12 protein-coding genes are annotated in these 15,289 nt (G+C 67.0%); 3 read left to right on the plus strand and 9 right to left on the minus strand.

From position 1 onward, the window contains the following. Positions 1-7: 7 nt before the first annotated feature. Together GC150_16005 and GC150_16010 are read right to left on the minus strand one after the other, a co-directional pair. Positions 8-1,873 carry a hypothetical protein gene (locus GC150_16005; GenBank protein ID MBI1386412.1) on the minus strand — a complete coding sequence of 622 codons (1,866 nt, stop codon included), beginning with the start codon at positions 1,871-1,873 and terminating at the stop codon, positions 8-10. A gap of 15 nt (positions 1,874-1,888) precedes the next feature. Further along, complete coding sequence (locus tag GC150_16010; protein ID MBI1386413.1) at positions 1,889-2,146, minus strand: DUF4212 domain-containing protein; 258 nt, start codon at positions 2,144-2,146, stop codon at positions 1,889-1,891. Between the two features lie 326 nt (positions 2,147-2,472). Between GC150_16010 and GC150_16015 the strand changes: the two genes are divergently transcribed. After that, on the plus strand, positions 2,473-3,147 hold the full coding sequence (locus tag GC150_16015; protein ID MBI1386414.1) for a response regulator: 675 nt from the start codon (positions 2,473-2,475) through the stop codon (positions 3,145-3,147). A 60-nt stretch (positions 3,148-3,207) separates the two neighbouring features. Here the strand turns inward: GC150_16015 and GC150_16020 are convergent, their stop codons facing one another. After that, positions 3,208-6,744: a response regulator gene (locus GC150_16020; protein MBI1386415.1), complete on the minus strand. Its 3,537-nt coding sequence runs from the start codon at positions 6,742-6,744 to the stop codon at positions 3,208-3,210. A gap of 196 nt (positions 6,745-6,940) precedes the next feature. Here GC150_16020 and mscL point away from each other — a divergent pair, with 196 nt between their 5' ends. Then, positions 6,941-7,345, plus strand: coding sequence for a large-conductance mechanosensitive channel protein MscL (mscL, locus tag GC150_16025; protein ID MBI1386416.1), 405 nt, complete (start codon positions 6,941-6,943; stop codon positions 7,343-7,345). Between the two features lie 98 nt (positions 7,346-7,443). Here the strand turns inward: mscL and GC150_16030 are convergent, their stop codons facing one another. The 6 genes from GC150_16030 to GC150_16055 all read right to left on the minus strand — a co-directional run bounded on the left by GC150_16030 (position 7,444) and on the right by GC150_16055 (position 14,133). Next, positions 7,444-8,058, minus strand: a complete 615-nt coding sequence (locus GC150_16030) for a response regulator (GenBank protein MBI1386417.1) — start codon at positions 8,056-8,058, stop codon at positions 7,444-7,446. Positions 8,059-8,203: 145 nt separating this feature from the next. Then, positions 8,204-9,457 carry a hypothetical protein gene (locus tag GC150_16035; GenBank protein ID MBI1386418.1) on the minus strand — a complete coding sequence of 418 codons (1,254 nt, stop codon included), beginning with the start codon at positions 9,455-9,457 and terminating at the stop codon, positions 8,204-8,206. Between the two features lie 8 nt (positions 9,458-9,465). Continuing rightward, the gene (locus tag GC150_16040) at positions 9,466-10,068 is read right to left on the minus strand and encodes a hypothetical protein (protein MBI1386419.1); all 603 of its coding nucleotides are present in this window, start codon (positions 10,066-10,068) and stop codon (positions 9,466-9,468) included. Beyond that, entirely contained in the window at positions 10,007-12,289 is a 2,283-nt protein-coding gene (locus GC150_16045) for an OmpA family protein (protein MBI1386420.1), read from the minus strand. Before GC150_16045 ends, GC150_16040 begins: the two co-directional genes overlap by 62 nt. After that, complete coding sequence (locus GC150_16050; protein ID MBI1386421.1) at positions 12,286-12,630, minus strand: hypothetical protein; 345 nt, start codon at positions 12,628-12,630, stop codon at positions 12,286-12,288. Before GC150_16050 ends, GC150_16045 begins: the two co-directional genes overlap by 4 nt. A gap of 276 nt (positions 12,631-12,906) precedes the next feature. Continuing rightward, the gene (locus GC150_16055; protein MBI1386422.1) at positions 12,907-14,133 is read right to left on the minus strand and encodes a M24 family metallopeptidase; all 1,227 of its coding nucleotides are present in this window, start codon (positions 14,131-14,133) and stop codon (positions 12,907-12,909) included. A 147-nt stretch (positions 14,134-14,280) separates the two neighbouring features. Between GC150_16055 and GC150_16060 the strand changes: the two genes are divergently transcribed. Continuing rightward, positions 14,281-15,168 (plus strand): helix-turn-helix domain-containing protein, encoded by an 888-nt coding sequence (locus GC150_16060; protein MBI1386423.1) that lies wholly within the window; start codon positions 14,281-14,283, stop codon positions 15,166-15,168. The last annotated feature ends 121 nt before the right edge of the window (positions 15,169-15,289 follow it).

Genomic DNA, 15,289 nt, shown 5'->3' on the forward strand with positions numbered 1-15,289 from the left:
TCCTCGCTCAGGTGCTGGCGCCGACATTCGCCGTTGCCCGCCGGCGCCGGCTCGCCGCCGCGAGCCGCCGTTCCCGGTCGAACACCGTCTCGCCGCCGGGCATGCGGATGTCACGCACGAATTCACGCGTCTCTTGCGACGTCTTGGGCCCCATGAGACTGGCGAGCACGCCCCCGAGCCCTCCTGCAACCGCCCCGACGAGGCCGGCCGCCACCGGATCGAGCATCAGGATGCGCGGCAGGCCGACGATGTCCGAGAGAATGGCATAGCCGGCTGTCAGTCCGAAACCGAGGACGAGGGCGAGGGTCGCACCGTCGGTCGAAAAGCGCTTCCACCAGATGGCCATCACGACGACGGGAAAGACGCTGCCGGCGATCATGGACAGCGCCAGCAGCATCAGTCGGAACGGGTCCGTTCCGCTGCGCGCGGCAACCATCGCGCCGACCGCGATGGCGCCGGCCGCCACGAGGCGGGGCAGCACCGAGCGCGCGAGTTCACTTTCTTCTTCTGGCGCGTAGGCCAGCACGAGATCGTCGGCGAGACTGGTGCCGATCGCCAGGGCATGCGCGCTCGCGGCCGCGAATGCCGTCACCACCAGACCTGCGCCGACGGCGAACACCAGCACCTCCGGCAGTCGCGCAACGGCCGGTAGCAGCATGAGCGCGCCATCCCGCGCCACCGGCCAGCCGCCATAGCCTTCCGCTGGTGGTGCCGCGACCGGCGCCGCAATGGCGAGCCGGGCAAGTCCGGTGAACCAGGAGTTGTCGACACCCTGCCCGATATCGAGCAGGTAATGCCGCGCAAATACGGCCCCTGCCGGCAGGAACAGCACGATGACAGCCGCCACCACCACGGCCCATCCCATCGCCTTGCGGGTTTGCAGCACCGTAGGGGTCGTCGCCGCGCGGGCCACCACCGAAGGCATCGCCGCGACCCCGGCCATGATCGTGAAGGCCAGCAACAGGAAGCCGCCGACCCCCAAACTCGAAAAACGTTCGAGGAACGGTTGCGTGATCACCAACGGCGTCACCCCGGGCAGACCGACGTCGAGCGTCATCGGTGCCGACCGCACGAGGCCGAGCGCCGCCTCCCTGCTCGCCAGTCCGGATAGATCGTTACCGTAGACCAGTGGCGCCAGCGGCAGGTTGGTACGCATCACCGCGACGATCGCGATCGGCACCACGACGGCGAGGAGCAGCGTCAAACCGCCCGCCGCCCCCGTCGCGCTCGCGCCCCGCATGCCGCCGAGACCGACGGCGAGCGCTACGGCGAACGCCATGAGCGGCAACACGCTGGCGGTCTCGCGGCCGGTGTGACGCGCCACGAGGTCACTCAGGATTTTCAACTCGCCGGCCACCAGCAGCGTCAGCGGTACCGCCGTGACGAGCGCGACCAGCACCCGGACGCGACGGCTCTGGAAGCGCCTGCCGAGGAACCCGGCGAGCGTGTGCCCCCCATACTTGCGAAAATAGGGCGCGATGAGCACGGCCAGTACGAGCACCCCGAGGAGCAGCCCGACGGCGATCGCGAAGGCATCGAAGCCGACGATCAGCAGGGCCCCGGCAAAGCCCGAGACACCCGCCGCCCCGAGCGTGATCGACGCCGTCGCCAGCCCGCTGAAGAAGGCCGGCACGCGCCGCGCGGCGCTGTAGTAGCGCTCGACGTCACCGCAGTAGGAGAGTGCCCCCACCATGACCATGGCGACGACCGGCAGGATCACGACGATGGCGCCCAGGTCGGATTGCCCGTCCTCCATCTGCGAGAGGATGAGCGCGACGACGATGAGAGCGACGAACGCGCTCGCAAAGATCGCGAGATAATAGGCGAGACGCGGATTCGTGTGCCGGGTTCGCATTTGCGGGATCGTCGCCATGACCACTGCCGCTCCTCAGAACTCGTCGTTGGCGCCGTGCCAGCGATCGACGTTCTCCTGACGCGTGACGTAGCGCAGCACGGCCGCCACCGCGATGAGCGCGGTGCCATGCGCCACGGCGAAATAGCTGGCCGGAAAGCCGAGCACGTTGAAGCCGTCGAGCAGGCCGAGCAACGCCGGCATGCTGAAGATCACCAACAGCGGCAGGATGAGCGTCATGATGAGCAGCAGCTTCGTGCGCCGCCAATAGGGCTTCCTGATCTTCTTCTTCATCGGCTCACATGCTCGACAGCCGCCATTGGCGGTTCGTTACCGGCGCGGCGAGCCTAGCATGCCATCAAGTCCGGGCCGATTTCGCCCATGCCTTGCCCGCGATGCGGATTAATGCACGGGAAAGCGCGCAATTGTGGCCATTGCCAGGATTTCACCGGCATTCGCGCACGCCACGGGCGTCCCTCGGGGTGGCGCCGGGGCGACGAACCGACGCAACACCCCATGGCGAGACATGTTGCAGGCATCCGGTGACTTCTTGCATACTGCCGGGTGGGGCGAGCGCCGGTGCATCCGGTCGGCGCCCCACTTGAAAGCGAGGTGGCAAAATGGCGCGACAGCAGATCATCATCGCCGACGACCATCCGCTGTTCCGTGACGCACTGCGCCAGGCCCTTTCGACCTCGCTGGAGGATGCGCTGATCCTCGAGGCGAGCGGACTCGAAGACTTGACCACGATGCTCTCCAGCAGGCCGGACATCGATCTCGTCCTACTGGATCTCTCGATGCCCGGCGTGCGCGGTTATTCGGGCCTCATGTACCTGCGGGCCCAGCATCCCGAAATCCCGGTCGTCGTGGTCTCGGCCAACGAGGATTTCCAGACGATCCGCACGTGCCTCGGCTTCGGCGCTTCCGGCTACGTTCCCAAATCGAATTCCGTCGACGTCATTCGCGAAGCGATCGGACGGGTTCTGGCCGGACAGGTCTGGTGGCCACCGGACTTCGACCCCGATGCCAAACCCGCCGACGACACCACTTCCCTCATCACCCGGCTCGCCACGCTGACGCCACAGCAGGTCCGCGTTCTGATGATGTTGGGCGAAGGCCTCCTCAACAAGCAGATCGCCTACGAACTCGGCGTCTCCGAGGCGACGGTGAAGGCGCATGTCTCGGCGATCCTCCAGAAGCTCGGCGTCGACAGCCGCACCCAGGCAGTGATCGCCGTCAACAAGATCGAGGCCGGCGACTGGCAGCGCCTCGGCGAGGCTGGCTCGCCATCTTGATCGGAGCGCCCTGCCGGGCGCCAGGGCCAGGGGCATCCGCCAGGCGGCAGTGCGCGCGCCTTACTCCGCGGCCGAGCGCAGGGCCTGGCGCACCTGACCGAGTACGGCCCTGAGAGCCGCCGGCTTCAGAGGCTTGCGCAACAGCGGAATTTCCCGCTCGCGCAGCTCACGCTGCAATTCCGGCGACTGGTCCGCTGTGATGATGGTCGCGGGAATACTGGCCCCGGCCTTCGCCCGGATCGCCTCGATCGCTTCGAGCCCCGTCCCCTGATCGAGATGGTAGTCGGCGAGAATTGCATCGGGCCAGCGCCCGGCCCGCGTGATCACCTCGAGACACTCCGCCTGCGAGTGCGCCGTCGACACGGTACAGCCCCAGCCCTCGAGCAGCATGCGCATGCTCTCGACGATACGCGGTTCGTTGTCGACACAAAGCACCGACAGACCGCCGAGACTTCCGACCGCCCGAGCAACCTCTCCCTCGACCCCCTTGCGCACCACCGGCCCCGCGACCGGAACGGTGATCGCGAACATGGAGCCCTTGCCGACGGTCGAAACCACGGAGACCGGTTGCTTCAGGACACGCCCGATCCGCTGCACGATGGAAAGCCCGAGCCCGAGGCCCCGCACGTTGCGCGACGAGCTTTCGAGGCGGTGGAATTCCTTGAAGATGAGCGGCTGCATGGCGCGCGGGATGCCGGGGCCGGTGTCCCACACCTCGATCCGCACGTGACCCGCCTGCCGCCTGCAGCCGATCAGGACGCGGCCGCGCTCGGTGTACTTGATGGCGTTGGAGAGGAAATTCTGTAGCACCCGTCGTAGCAATCGCCGGTCCGAGCGCAACCAGAGTGTGGTCGGCACCGTCTTCAATGTAAGACCGGCATCCTCGGCAACGGGCGTGAACTCCACCACCAGCCGGTCGATCAGCTCGTTCAATGGAAAGACCGAATATTCCGGTTCGAGCTTTCCGGTATCGAGCCGCGAGATATCGAGCAGTGCCCCGAGAATATCCTCCACCGCTTCGAGCGAGGCATCGATGTTGTGCACGAGGCGCCCATGCTCGCCCTCTCCCGCGCGGTCGACGAGGCTCGAGGTGTAGAGCCGCGCGGCGTTGAGGGGCTGGAGGATGTCGTGACTGGCCGCGGCGAGGAACCGTGTCTTGTCGAGGTTGGCCTCGTCCGCCTTGGCCTTGGCTTCGGTCAGCGCGTGATTGACCTTGGTGAGTTCGGCGGTCCGGTCCCGCACCCGCCGTTCGAGCGTCTCATTGGCCCGTGTCAGCGCATCGGCCGCCTCCACACGCTCCGTGATGTCGGTGAAGGTCGTCACGATGCCCCCCTGCGGCATCGGATTGGTCGCGATTTCCAACACCCGCCGGCCATGCTCCAAGCGCTCGTGGAATGTCTCCTTCGTGCGCACCAGCCGCCGCATCCGATCCGCCACGATCGTCTCGATCGGCCCGGCTCCGAAGTTGCCCTGCTCGGCCACGGTCCTGAGCAACTGCTCGAGCGGAATTCCGATCCGCCCGGCCTCCTCCGGCAACCGCAGCAGGTTACGGAACTGCCGGTTCCAGCAGATGAGGCGCAGGTCCTTGTCGAACACGGCGATGCCCTGCGCCACCTGATCGAGCGCCGACTGCAGGAGATCGCGATTGTATTGCAGCGCCTCGGAGGCATCGTCGAGGAGACGAATTGCCGAGCGGTCGCCGAGATTGTGGCGCTTGAGGAGCAACGAGAGGACCAGTCTCGAGGAGGCCGCGCCGATCGCGCTCGCCAGCAGGTGTTCGGTGAAGCGCAGTGTGTGCAGATCGGCTTCCGCGTTCGCGTTGAGCACCATGTCGCGACCGCGCGCATGCTCGTTGAAGGCCCGCTCTGCCCGCTCCGTCCCGAGATATCGTCCCGTCGCCAGCATGAGGTCGCCGACCGTGATCGTCGAGCGCCAGAGCCGCACCGCCGAACCGGCGGGCATCGGCGGCATGTCGCGGCCGACGAAGATACTCGCCTGCATGCGTTCGACCGGATCCGAGCGCGACAGCAGGGAGACGATCACGAGCCCGCCGACGTTGGCGAGCATCGAGAACAGAACGCCATGTGCGATCGGCGACATCTCGAGGCCGAACAGCGCCTGCGGGCGCAGCGCCGCGATACCGAAAGGTCCATGGGCGAGCAGCCCCTCGATATTCCACCCCGCTGCCGAGAACCACGGCAGCAGCAGCGTGTAGACCCAGATCGCAAAGCCGAGCGAGATCCCCGTGAGCGCGCCGCGCGCGTTCGCCCGCGACCAGAACAGCCCCCCGAAGAACGCCGGCGCGAGCTGGGCGATCGCCGCGAAGGAGAGCAATCCGATCGAGCCGAGCGCCTGCCCCGAGGCGAGCGTGCGATGGAAGCCGTAGGCGAGCACCAGCACGACGATGATGGAGATCCGGCGGATGTTGAGCAGCAGTGGCCCGATCTCCTCGAGCGTATCGGGATCCGCCCGCCCGATCGCCTGACGGCGCAGCATGAGCGGCACGACGACGTCGTTGCAGATCATGATCGCGAGCGCCACGCTCGCCACGATGACCATCGCCGTCGCCGCCGACAGCCCGCCGATGAAGGCGATCATGGTGACGAACCCGGCCCCGGCCGCCTTCGGCAGCGCCAGCACGAAGGTGTCGCCATCCACGCTTCCGTCCGTGAACGTGACGAGGCCGGCGAGCGCGATTGGCACGACGAAGGCGTTGATCAGCAGTAGGTAGAGCGGGAACAGCCACTTCGCCCGCTGCACCTCCTTCGCGCCCCGGTTCTCGACCACCGCCACATGGAATTGGCGGGGCAGCAGCACGATGCACACGAGACTGAGGAACGTGATGGTGATCCAGGTCTCCGGGCTGAACCCGCTGGTGAAAATCCGCTCGACCGCGGGCGAGGCCATGGCGCGCGACCAGAGATCGCCGAAACCATCGAACATCCAGAACGTGACGAAGCAGCCGACGGCGAGGAACGCGACGAGCTTGATCACCGATTCGAGCGCGATCGCGAGGACCAGGCCGTCCTGATGCTCGGTGGCATCGATGTGCCGTGTGCCGAAAAGGACGGCGAAGAGGGCGAGCGACATCGCCACCGCGAAGGCCACGTCCCCGGCCGGCGAGTTCGCCGCCGCCAAGGCGCCGATCTCGTCGCCGAGGATCGTCGTGACCGAGCCCGAGACGGCCTTGAGCTGGAGCGCGATGTAGGGGATCGTTCCGGCGACCGCGATCAGTGCGGCGAGCGAGGCGAGGGTCTGGTTCTTGCCGTAGCGCGCGGCGATGAAGTCGGCGACCGAGGTGATGTTCTGGGTCTTGGCGAGATGGATGATGCGCAAGAGCAGCGGCCATCCGAAGATCATCATCAGAACCGGTCCGATGTAGACCGGCAGGAAGTCCCCACCCGATCGCGACGCGATGCCGACACTGCCGAAGAACGTCCAGGACGTGCAGTAGACCGCGAGTGACAGCGCATAGATCATCGGCCGTGCGCTCGGGCCGGTCTTGGCTTTCGCGGCCCGCCAGTCGCCGTAGTAAGCGACCGCGAACAGGATACCGAGATAGCTGAGCGATGTCAGAAGGATGACCCACCCGTCCATCGCCCTGCCTCCCTCACCCGTGGGTCCGGCCGCCACCCAACCGATGCAACCTTATCAGCGGAAATGTCGTTCCTATTCGAGCCATTGTGGATAGTCGGCGCTAAGACTAACGTCGCAATGCTCGGCACGGTCCTACGGCCGTGAACCCATTTGTTTGCCCGCAGCCCACCAGCCGCGATCAATGAGGAACCAACCCATGGGCCTTCTCCAGGAATTCCGCGATTTTGCCTTGAAGAGCAATTTCATCGACATGGCCACCGGCATCGTGATCGGCGGCGCGGTCGGCACGGTCGTGAAGTCGCTCGTCGAGGATATCATCATGCCGCCGATCGGCATGATGCTCAATGGCGTCGACTTCTCCGAGCTGAAGCTGACACTCAAGAGCGCCACGGCCGACGCCCCGGCCGTCGCCATCAACTACGGCTCGTTCATCAACTCGCTGATCAGCTTCGCGATCATCGCCTTTGCGATCTTCATGATCATCAAGGCCTACAACACCGCCAAGACGCGCTTCGAGAAGGAGCAGGCCGCCGCGCCGGCCGTGCCGCCACGTTCCGAGGTGCTGCTGCAGGAAATCCGCGACGCGCTCGTCAAGCGCTGACCTGCCGCCGCCGCACCGGCCGGGCGCCCGCCCGCCGCCTCGTGCCGCGAATTGACCGCACGCCCCACCCGCCTCGGGCTTCGAGGCGGGTGCGTTTTTCAGTCCCTTTCCGAGCCCTCGCTCGCATCCGTCCCACTGTCCTCGGCGGCTGTCGCCTCGTCGAAAGCGGGCTCGCCGCCTGCATCGAAGGCACCGTCCTCGACCTCCGACGGCTCTTCGACGGGTGGCCTGAGATCACGGATGAACTCGTCGGCTGCGCTGCCGAGCGTGAGCCGTGCGAACACCTCGCCGATGCCGACCGCCGAAAGGTCGTCCTTGTGGATGACGTCGGCTGCCCCGGCCTCCATCACCTGGAGCTTGCGCTTGCGGTTGAGGTGGCTCGAGATGATGATGATCGGCCCCTTGTATCCCCAGCGCCGCAGGTACGGCATGTTCTCGACGGCGGTGTCGCTCGGCGGCAGGTAGTCGTCGAGGAAGACCACGTCGGGGATCCGCTCCTGCAGGCAGTCGAGGCCGAGGCCGATCGAACGCGCCGAGCGCACGTCGATGTCGTAGCCGAACCAGACGTGCAGCACGGCCCGCAGCACCTCCCCGTCGAACTCGTTGTCGTCGATGACGAGGAAATCCTTGTAGGGCGGCAATTGCGACTTGAGCCGCTGCAGATCGGCACGATGCGCGAGCACATTGCGCCCGGAATTGGAGTTGCGGCTCATCTGTGTGGGTGTCCTGCTTGACTGGTTCCAAGGTCGCCCGGGAGGCGACCGAAATTACCGAAAGCTGCAATTCCCCCCACGGAACCGCTTCGAATGAAATGGCCGAACACGGACCCGGCCAGACGGACTGGGACGAGCGCAGCCATCATTGATCTTTCCTTTCGACCCGATGCGGCCAATCGACATGAAAGGCCGTACCGCGTCCCGCATGGAGTGGCGACTCGATATCGACTTTCGCGTTGAAGCGGTCACAGAGTTTCTTGACCATCGATAGGCCCAGACCCGATCCGTCCGGCGACACACCTTTCGCCGATCGGAATGGCTTGAAAACCATCGACTGCGCCGCGCGGGGAATCCCGGGACCATCGTCGGCGACGGAAAAGCGCGTTTCGTCGCCGACGCGCTGCGCCGAGATGCGCACGAGCCCCGTTGCCCGGTCGTGGTGCTTGACGGCGTTGGAAACGAGGTTCCGCAAGACGACATCGAGCGCATCCGGTACGGTCTCGATCATGGGCCAATCGCCGGCGATGCGAAACGTGATGCCCGCATCGCCATCCTGGCCGATCGCCACCTCGAGACCGTCGACGATGCGCGAAATGAGGCGATGCGTATCGACCTCCTCCACGAGTTCGAGATCGCTGGTCCCGCGCGCATAGCTGAGCAGGCCCGTGATCATCTCGCTCATGAGTGCGACCTGCCGTTGCAGACGCCGATGGTCCTGGCGCAAGAGCGAGACGCGCGGCTCGGCGTCCCCGGCCCCCTCGCTCTCATCCTCCGGCAAAGCGGCCTCGAGGGTGACACGCATGGCCCTGAGCGGCGCCTTGAGATCGTGGGAGATTACGTGCGCGAAGGCATCGAGCTCTCGATTGACGCGCGATAGCTCGACGTTCGTGCGCTGCAGACGCTCCGCGGACGCCGCGAGCGCGCTTTCGGCCGCCCGCAATTCAGCCTCCGCCACGCGCCGGGCCCGCACCTGCCGGATCACCTCGTGCTCGAGTTGGGTCAGCGCCGCAACCCTCTGGAGCAGAACGAGATAGCCATCCGGCACGCGAAACACCTGGGCCGTCACCTTGACGGGATCGGAGGCCAGGGGATCGAGACCGATGTTGTGCAGCGTCAGATGGCGGCCGCCGATTTCGAGCCCGTGCAGCAGCCCCTCCATGCGGGCGAGGAACGGCAGCGCACGGCTCGCCTCGATCCCGGGCTCAACCGCGATCCAGCCCGCATTGAACGCCGACCGCACCGTTAGGTTCTCGTCGAGCGAAAAGACCGCCATGAGGTCGTGACTGGCGAGGTGGGCCACCGCGCTGAGCGCGAGCGGATCGCCGGCTACTCCCGATGACGCGGTCCCGATCACTTTCCGATCGTCAATTGCGGCCTTTTCGGCATCGATCGTCATCTTGTCCGTCACCCGCCTCGGGAGCGTCGCTCCAGCACCGTCGCGACGGCGCCGAACGCTTCGCCGACCATCTCGCCCGTGAGCGCGCTCGTCAGCATGACGCGCTCGGCATGCCGGCCGAGCGTCTCGTAGGTGCCGGACCTCGCTTCGGGCACCAGATCGATTTTGTTCACCGCCTGGATGAATGGTCGACCCGGAAAGCATTCCACGAACTCGCTGCCCAAAACCTCGGCCGTCGCCTCGGTCTCCGGTCGTGTCGCATCCGAGACGATCAACGCGGCATCGGCTCCGAAGCTGTAGTAGTGTTGAAGAACGCTCTCGGCCATGTCGCCTTCGATATCCCAGATCATGAGGGACACCGGGTCGGCCTTCTCGCCGCCGTTGGAGCCGTCCGGATCACCGCCCGGCTCGATCTCGAACTGGTAGATGTCGACACCCACCGTCGCCCGGTAATCCGCCTCGAAGCGCCCGAGCTTGAGGCGCCTGACGAGCGATGTCTTGCCGACCGCGATCTCGCCCAGCACGATGACCTTGTAGGCTGCCATCTCCTCAACGTTCTCCAGCGAATCCGCGCTCGAATTCGACGCGCCTGTTGGGGCTTCCCGGACCATTGAAATTGGAAAGCACCAGCCGCTCGGCCCGCCCGACGGTGATGACTTGCTCGTCCTTGACCCCGAACTCGAGGAGGATGGCCTTGACGGCCTCGGCGCGATTGACCGCGAGCAGTTCATTGGCCGCCGCCGATCCCGCATCGTCCGTGTAGCCGACCACGCGGATGCTGAAATCACCGTCGACGAGGATCTGTGCGAGCCGCCGAAGCGCCGCCCGGGCTCGTGCGTCGTTGCGAACATTCGTTCCCGTGTCGAAGAACACGGCATTTTGCGAAATGAAATCGTCGAGCCGCTGACTGGGCGACGATAGCGTGCGCTCCAACTCGCCGAGGCGACTGCCGAGCGTTTCGAGGCTCGCCGAGACCGGTCCGAGATCGACCTGACGCTCGATCTGCGCCAACCGCCGCGACAGTGTCTCGATGACGCCGACGAGCCGAGCCACGTCCGCGCCCGCCGCCGCCGCGCCGACCTCGTTGCGCGTGTGTGCCAGATCCTGGGAAAGCACGCCGATGGCCGAATGCAGCTCGGCCAGCCGCGAGCGGGAAGCCGCCCCCGCGAGGGCCATCTCGACGTCACCGAACCGACCGACGAGTTGCGCGAGACGTTCGTCCAGCGCCTCGAGCGCGGCCTTGCTGGCCCCCTGCGTCAAATCGCGCTGGAGAACCGCGAGGGCCGCCGCGAGCGAGCCGACGCTCTGCTCGAGCGCCGCCCGATCCCGGCCACGCGCCTCGCGCTCGCCTTCGATGTCGCTGCGGCTGGCAGCCGTGCTCACCACCCTCGCGAACTCCGCCTGTTGCTCGGCGATCGCCGCGGTGCGCTGTTCGATTTCCGCGAGGCCTCGCCGCAGCGCCTCGAGTTCGCCCGTCACCGCCTGCAACTGCCGTGGATCGATCGCCTCGACGAGCCGCGCGACACCTGAAAGACGCTCGTTGAGTGCATCCGTCCTGCCGGCCAGTTCGCGCGCCGTGGCCAAGTCCGGAACGATGGTGATATCGTTGCGGAGCTGGCGCGGGCTCAGTTCCGCATCTATGCGCGACAGCAATGCGTCACGATCCGCCAGCGACTGCGCCAGCCCCTCGAGCGTGATCCGACGACCGAGATCGTCCACCCGGACAGTGACGGGATAGCCCTGGAAGGACGGCAGTTCCTGCTTCATGGCGAGCACCTGCTCGCGTACCGTGTTCTCGCGCCAGTCCACGAACGTGGTCCAGCCGAGCCAGGCCACCAGCGCCGCCGCGACGAGACCGAGCATCCCGGTCGCGAGGCCGTTGCCGCCGCTGCGCTTTTCCGAAATCTCCGTCAATTCGCTTTCGAGCCGGGAGGCAAAGTCCGGCAACACGGCGAGCAGGTCCGCCCGCGGCGTGGCATTCGCGCCCGCGAGCGCGTCGGCGTGCTTGGAAAGCACCTCGAGAAAGATGCCATCCAGCGCCCGCTCGATGTTGTGCGGCACGGCGGACGAGCACTTGGCGGCGATGAGGTGGGCGGGCGATGCCCTGAGATAGATGCGGTGGGACTGGAGGTCGAGCGTCTGCAGCGCGCCCTCCTCGGCGCGGAAGGCCTCGCGCGCGAATTCGGTGAGCGCGGTCAGGAAGCTGCCGAGCAAGCGCTCGCGATCGCCGCCCCTTGCTACCTCGGCCGCCCTGCCGGCCATCGCGCCGCCCTGCCGGCCATCGCCCATGTTCGCCGGTGCCGACCAGCTGTCGATCAACTCGCCCGAGCCGCGCCTGACGAGATAGAGTGCCTCGACCCGTGGCGCGTTGAGTTCGGCCAGCACGAGTTCGCTGTAGGGTCGCCCGGTCGCGAAGCTCTTCATGCGCAGGTAGTAGCGCCGCGCCGAGAGCCCGCTCTCGAGCCGCCGGTTGATCTCCTCCATGAGGTCGCGCATCGCGCTCGCGACATAGGCCGACACCAACTGACCGGTGATCGGATAGAGCGCCTCGACCATCTGGTCGCGCGAGTTCACGATCTCATAGCGGATGGTCGAGACCACCATCGGCGCGATCGAGCGCGCCAGTTCGTCGTGGCGCTCGACCTCGGCGTCGCGCAGGGCCCCGGCGATGATCCGCGTCACGCTCGCTTGCAGCGCTTCGTCGTCTCCAGCCTGTTGCTCGAGCCGCGCCACCCGCTCGCGCACGCCATCGAGCCGCGATCGCTCCTCTCCAACGAGCAACGCCTTGAGGGTCTCGAGCGCCCGTTCTTCGTTGTTGCCGGCCGCGCTCATGGCTCGCTCCGGCCATTTGCGGGGCTACTTGCATGCCCGGTTGCCCGCTCCAGGTCGTCGGCGAGTTCGCGCAGACGCGCCGCCAGCACCGCGCGCGTTTCCGCTTGGCTCTGTGCCAGCTTGGACTCGAGTTCGGCGATCTGCTGTTCGAAGCGCTGGCGATCCGCGCGCCCCGCGCTCTCCAGGGCCGCCACCCTGCTGGTCAGCTCCTGGAGGCCGCTTTCGTGGCGCCGCGCCGCCTCGCCGAAAAGGAGTTCACGCACTTGGCGAAGCGCATCGACGCCGTTCGCGGGCGCCACCCCTATGGCGAGCGGCTTGATCTCGTCCCCAGGACCGGACATGACATCGACCCTCCACGCAACCCGACGAGGCCCGTCACTGGCTGGCCTCGCGCGACAACACACTCTCGCATCCGTGCCGGCGCCACTGAACAGGCGAACCAAACGCGTCCATTAGCCACCGTCCTGTCGCGGAGGCAAGCGCCAGGATCCACACGAGCACCAAATTGGTTGCGATCAGCAGCACTTGCGAGCGAGTGAGTGAGTGAGTAAGTGAGTGAGTGAGCGAGCGACCCACCGACCGGTCGCCAAGGTCGGGACGGGTCACCCACGGTCGGCCTACCAGTTTCGCAAGCGCGCCGATGTGATGCGTTCCGAACCATCTTCGGTCACGACGACCGTCTCCTCGAAGTCCCCGAGGTAGCCGTCCTTGCGGATCGTGCGCTCGAGGCACAGCACCATGCCGGGCACGAGCACCGTCTTGTCTCCAGGCGCCAGCCAGGGCGCGTCCCAGCCCAATCCGACGCCATGCCCGAGGCCGGAAAAGACGCCATCGTTCGGATAGCCGAGCGCTTCCTGCTTGGAGAGGCCGGCATGCGCAACCTCCTCGGCTGTCGCACCCGGTCGAACCGCCGCGATCCCCGCCTCGATGATTGCAATGGCGTCCTCGAAAAGTTCGATCTCCCGGTTGGTCTGCGCCCCGATCGCCTTGGATCGCGAGAGGTCGAAATAGTACCCCCCGACGACACCTGAGATGCCGAGCCGAATCCATTGGCCGTCCGCCAGCCGCTCGCGGGAGCCCCAGGTCGGGAACGTCGTTCGCACGTAGAGCGGGTCCTCGCCGCCCCGCCCCGAGGTCATGAAGGAGTTGTAGAACACACCGCCCGCCGGCAGCAGGACCTTGCACCCTGCCGCCACCACATCACCGTGACAGGCGCCCGGGACCGCCGCCGCCATCATCGCCTCGATGGTCACCGACCCGACCGCGCTCGCGTGCTTGAGCAGGGCGATCTCGGCCGGGCTCTTGACCGCCCGCAGCTGTTTGAGGATCGCCTGTCCCTCGCCCCAGGTGACGCCCGGCAGGCTGCCCGCGAGTTGCTCGTAGGTCGACAGCGGCAGCGTGTCTCGTCCGACGATGCCGATCCGCCCGGCCTCGAGCCCGAGTTCGCGCACTGCCGCAACCACACCATCGGCGACGAAATCCGTCGTCCTGATGGCATCGGCCTCGAGCCGGATGCGCCCGTCGTCGGGACAGTCGTTGATCAGCAGCGCCCGGCCATCTCCAGCGAGCACGACGAAGGCATGGGCCCGAGCGCTCCATCCAGCGGAAAGGTCGGGAATGTAGGGAAAGGAGGTGTAGAAATTGGTCAGGTAGACGACGTCGCCATACCGATCGAGGGTGCCGCCCCCGCGCGCGCAGACGAGGAGCCCGTCGAACCCGGCCTTCCCAGCCAGTTCCGCCGCCCTGGCCCGCCGCTCGGCGAATTCCGCTGCTGGAATCTCCGCAGGCGCCACCGGGATCTGCCTTTCCATGAACTCGTGCCTCCATTGCCCGCGCCGCGCCATCTGGCGAGCGCCATTGTGGGCGGATCGCGCCCCGCCGAAGCGTGCACCACCATGTGCCCGGCGTGCAACTGCTCCGAACCTGCGCCGCTTGCCGGGCGCGCCGTTTCCTGCATGATCGCGCGCCGGGCACCGGTGCCAGGAGGGTGCATGCCGCAATACCTGACCACACGTGAACTGGCCGAATTGCTCCGTATCAAGGAGCGCAAGGTCTATGAGCTTGCCGCCTCGGGCGCGATTCCCTGCTCCAAGGCGATGGGCAAGCTCCTCTTTCCGCGCGCCGCCGTCGAAAACTGGCTGGCCGGCGGCAGCGCGGGTGGCGTGGGTTTGGCCGGCGACACCTCGCGCGAGCCGCTCCCCGGCGTCATTCTCGGCAGCCACGATCCGCTCCTGGAATGGGCGCTGCGCCAGTCCCGCTCTGGCCTTGCGACCTACCTCGATGGCAGCAGCGACGGACTGGCCCGCTTCGCAGCGAGGGAGGGCGTTGCGGCCGGCCTCCATCTGCGCGATGCCGCGAGCGGTGCGTGGAACGTGCCGGCCGTGCGCGCCGCTTGCCCCGAGGCCCCGGCCGTGCTGGTCGCCTTCGCCCGGCGTCGCCGCGGGCTCGTCGTCGCCGAGACCTCCCGCGGAAGGATCGCCTCGCTCGCCGACCTGGAGAGCGCCCGCGTTTGCCCGCGCCAGCCCGAGTCGGGCGCCCAGCAGTTGCTCCGTGATCTGCTCGCGGCCGATGGGCTGGCGCTCGAGTCGCTCGAACTGACGCCGCCCGCCCGCTCCGAGAGCGATGCCGCCCTCGCGGTCCTCGAAGGCCAGGCCGACGTCGCCTTCGGTCTCGAGGCCATCGCACACCAGTACCGCCTCGCCTTCGTTCCGCTGATCGAGGAGGAATTCGATCTCCTCGTCGACCGCCGTTCGTGGTTCGAAGCCCCGTTCCAGTCGTTCCTCGCGTTCTGCTCGGGCAGCGCCTTTGCCGCGCGGGCGCGCGATCTCGCGGGCTACGACACAGCCGCCCTCGGCCGTGTGCGCTACAACGGACCGTGAGGGCGATTCCGTCCGCCGACCGCCACAGCCCACTGGTCGAGCGGTCGTCGACACCACTTGCCCCGAACCGCCTCCGAGCGCCAATGTGCCGACCGCCGGAGGGGCCCCTCGGACCGTCACG

The organism is Hyphomicrobiales bacterium (assembly GCA_016125495.1).
Classification (GTDB): Bacteria; Pseudomonadota; Alphaproteobacteria; order Rhizobiales; family RI-29; genus RI-29.

Coding starts and splice junctions, on each gene's coding strand:
- mscL (MBI1386416.1), top strand. CDS start 6,941: ATGGGCCTTCTCCAGGAATTCCGCGATTTTGCCTTGAAGAGCAATTTC.
- GC150_16055 (MBI1386422.1), bottom strand. CDS start 14,133: ATGGCGCGGCGCGGGCAATGGAGGCACGAGTTCATGGAAAGGCAGATC.
- GC150_16005 (MBI1386412.1), bottom strand. CDS start 1,873: ATGGCGACGATCCCGCAAATGCGAACCCGGCACACGAATCCGCGTCTC.
- GC150_16050 (MBI1386421.1), bottom strand. CDS start 12,630: ATGTCCGGTCCTGGGGACGAGATCAAGCCGCTCGCCATAGGGGTGGCG.
- GC150_16015 (MBI1386414.1), top strand. CDS start 2,473: ATGGCGCGACAGCAGATCATCATCGCCGACGACCATCCGCTGTTCCGT.
- GC150_16040 (MBI1386419.1), bottom strand. CDS start 10,068: ATGGTCCGGGAAGCCCCAACAGGCGCGTCGAATTCGAGCGCGGATTCG.
- GC150_16010 (MBI1386413.1), bottom strand. CDS start 2,146: ATGAAGAAGAAGATCAGGAAGCCCTATTGGCGGCGCACGAAGCTGCTG.
- GC150_16060 (MBI1386423.1), top strand. CDS start 14,281: ATGCCGCAATACCTGACCACACGTGAACTGGCCGAATTGCTCCGTATC.
- GC150_16045 (MBI1386420.1), bottom strand. CDS start 12,289: ATGAGCGCGGCCGGCAACAACGAAGAACGGGCGCTCGAGACCCTCAAG.
- GC150_16035 (MBI1386418.1), bottom strand. CDS start 9,457: ATGACGATCGATGCCGAAAAGGCCGCAATTGACGATCGGAAAGTGATC.
- GC150_16020 (MBI1386415.1), bottom strand. CDS start 6,744: ATGGACGGGTGGGTCATCCTTCTGACATCGCTCAGCTATCTCGGTATC.
- GC150_16030 (MBI1386417.1), bottom strand. CDS start 8,058: ATGAGCCGCAACTCCAATTCCGGGCGCAATGTGCTCGCGCATCGTGCC.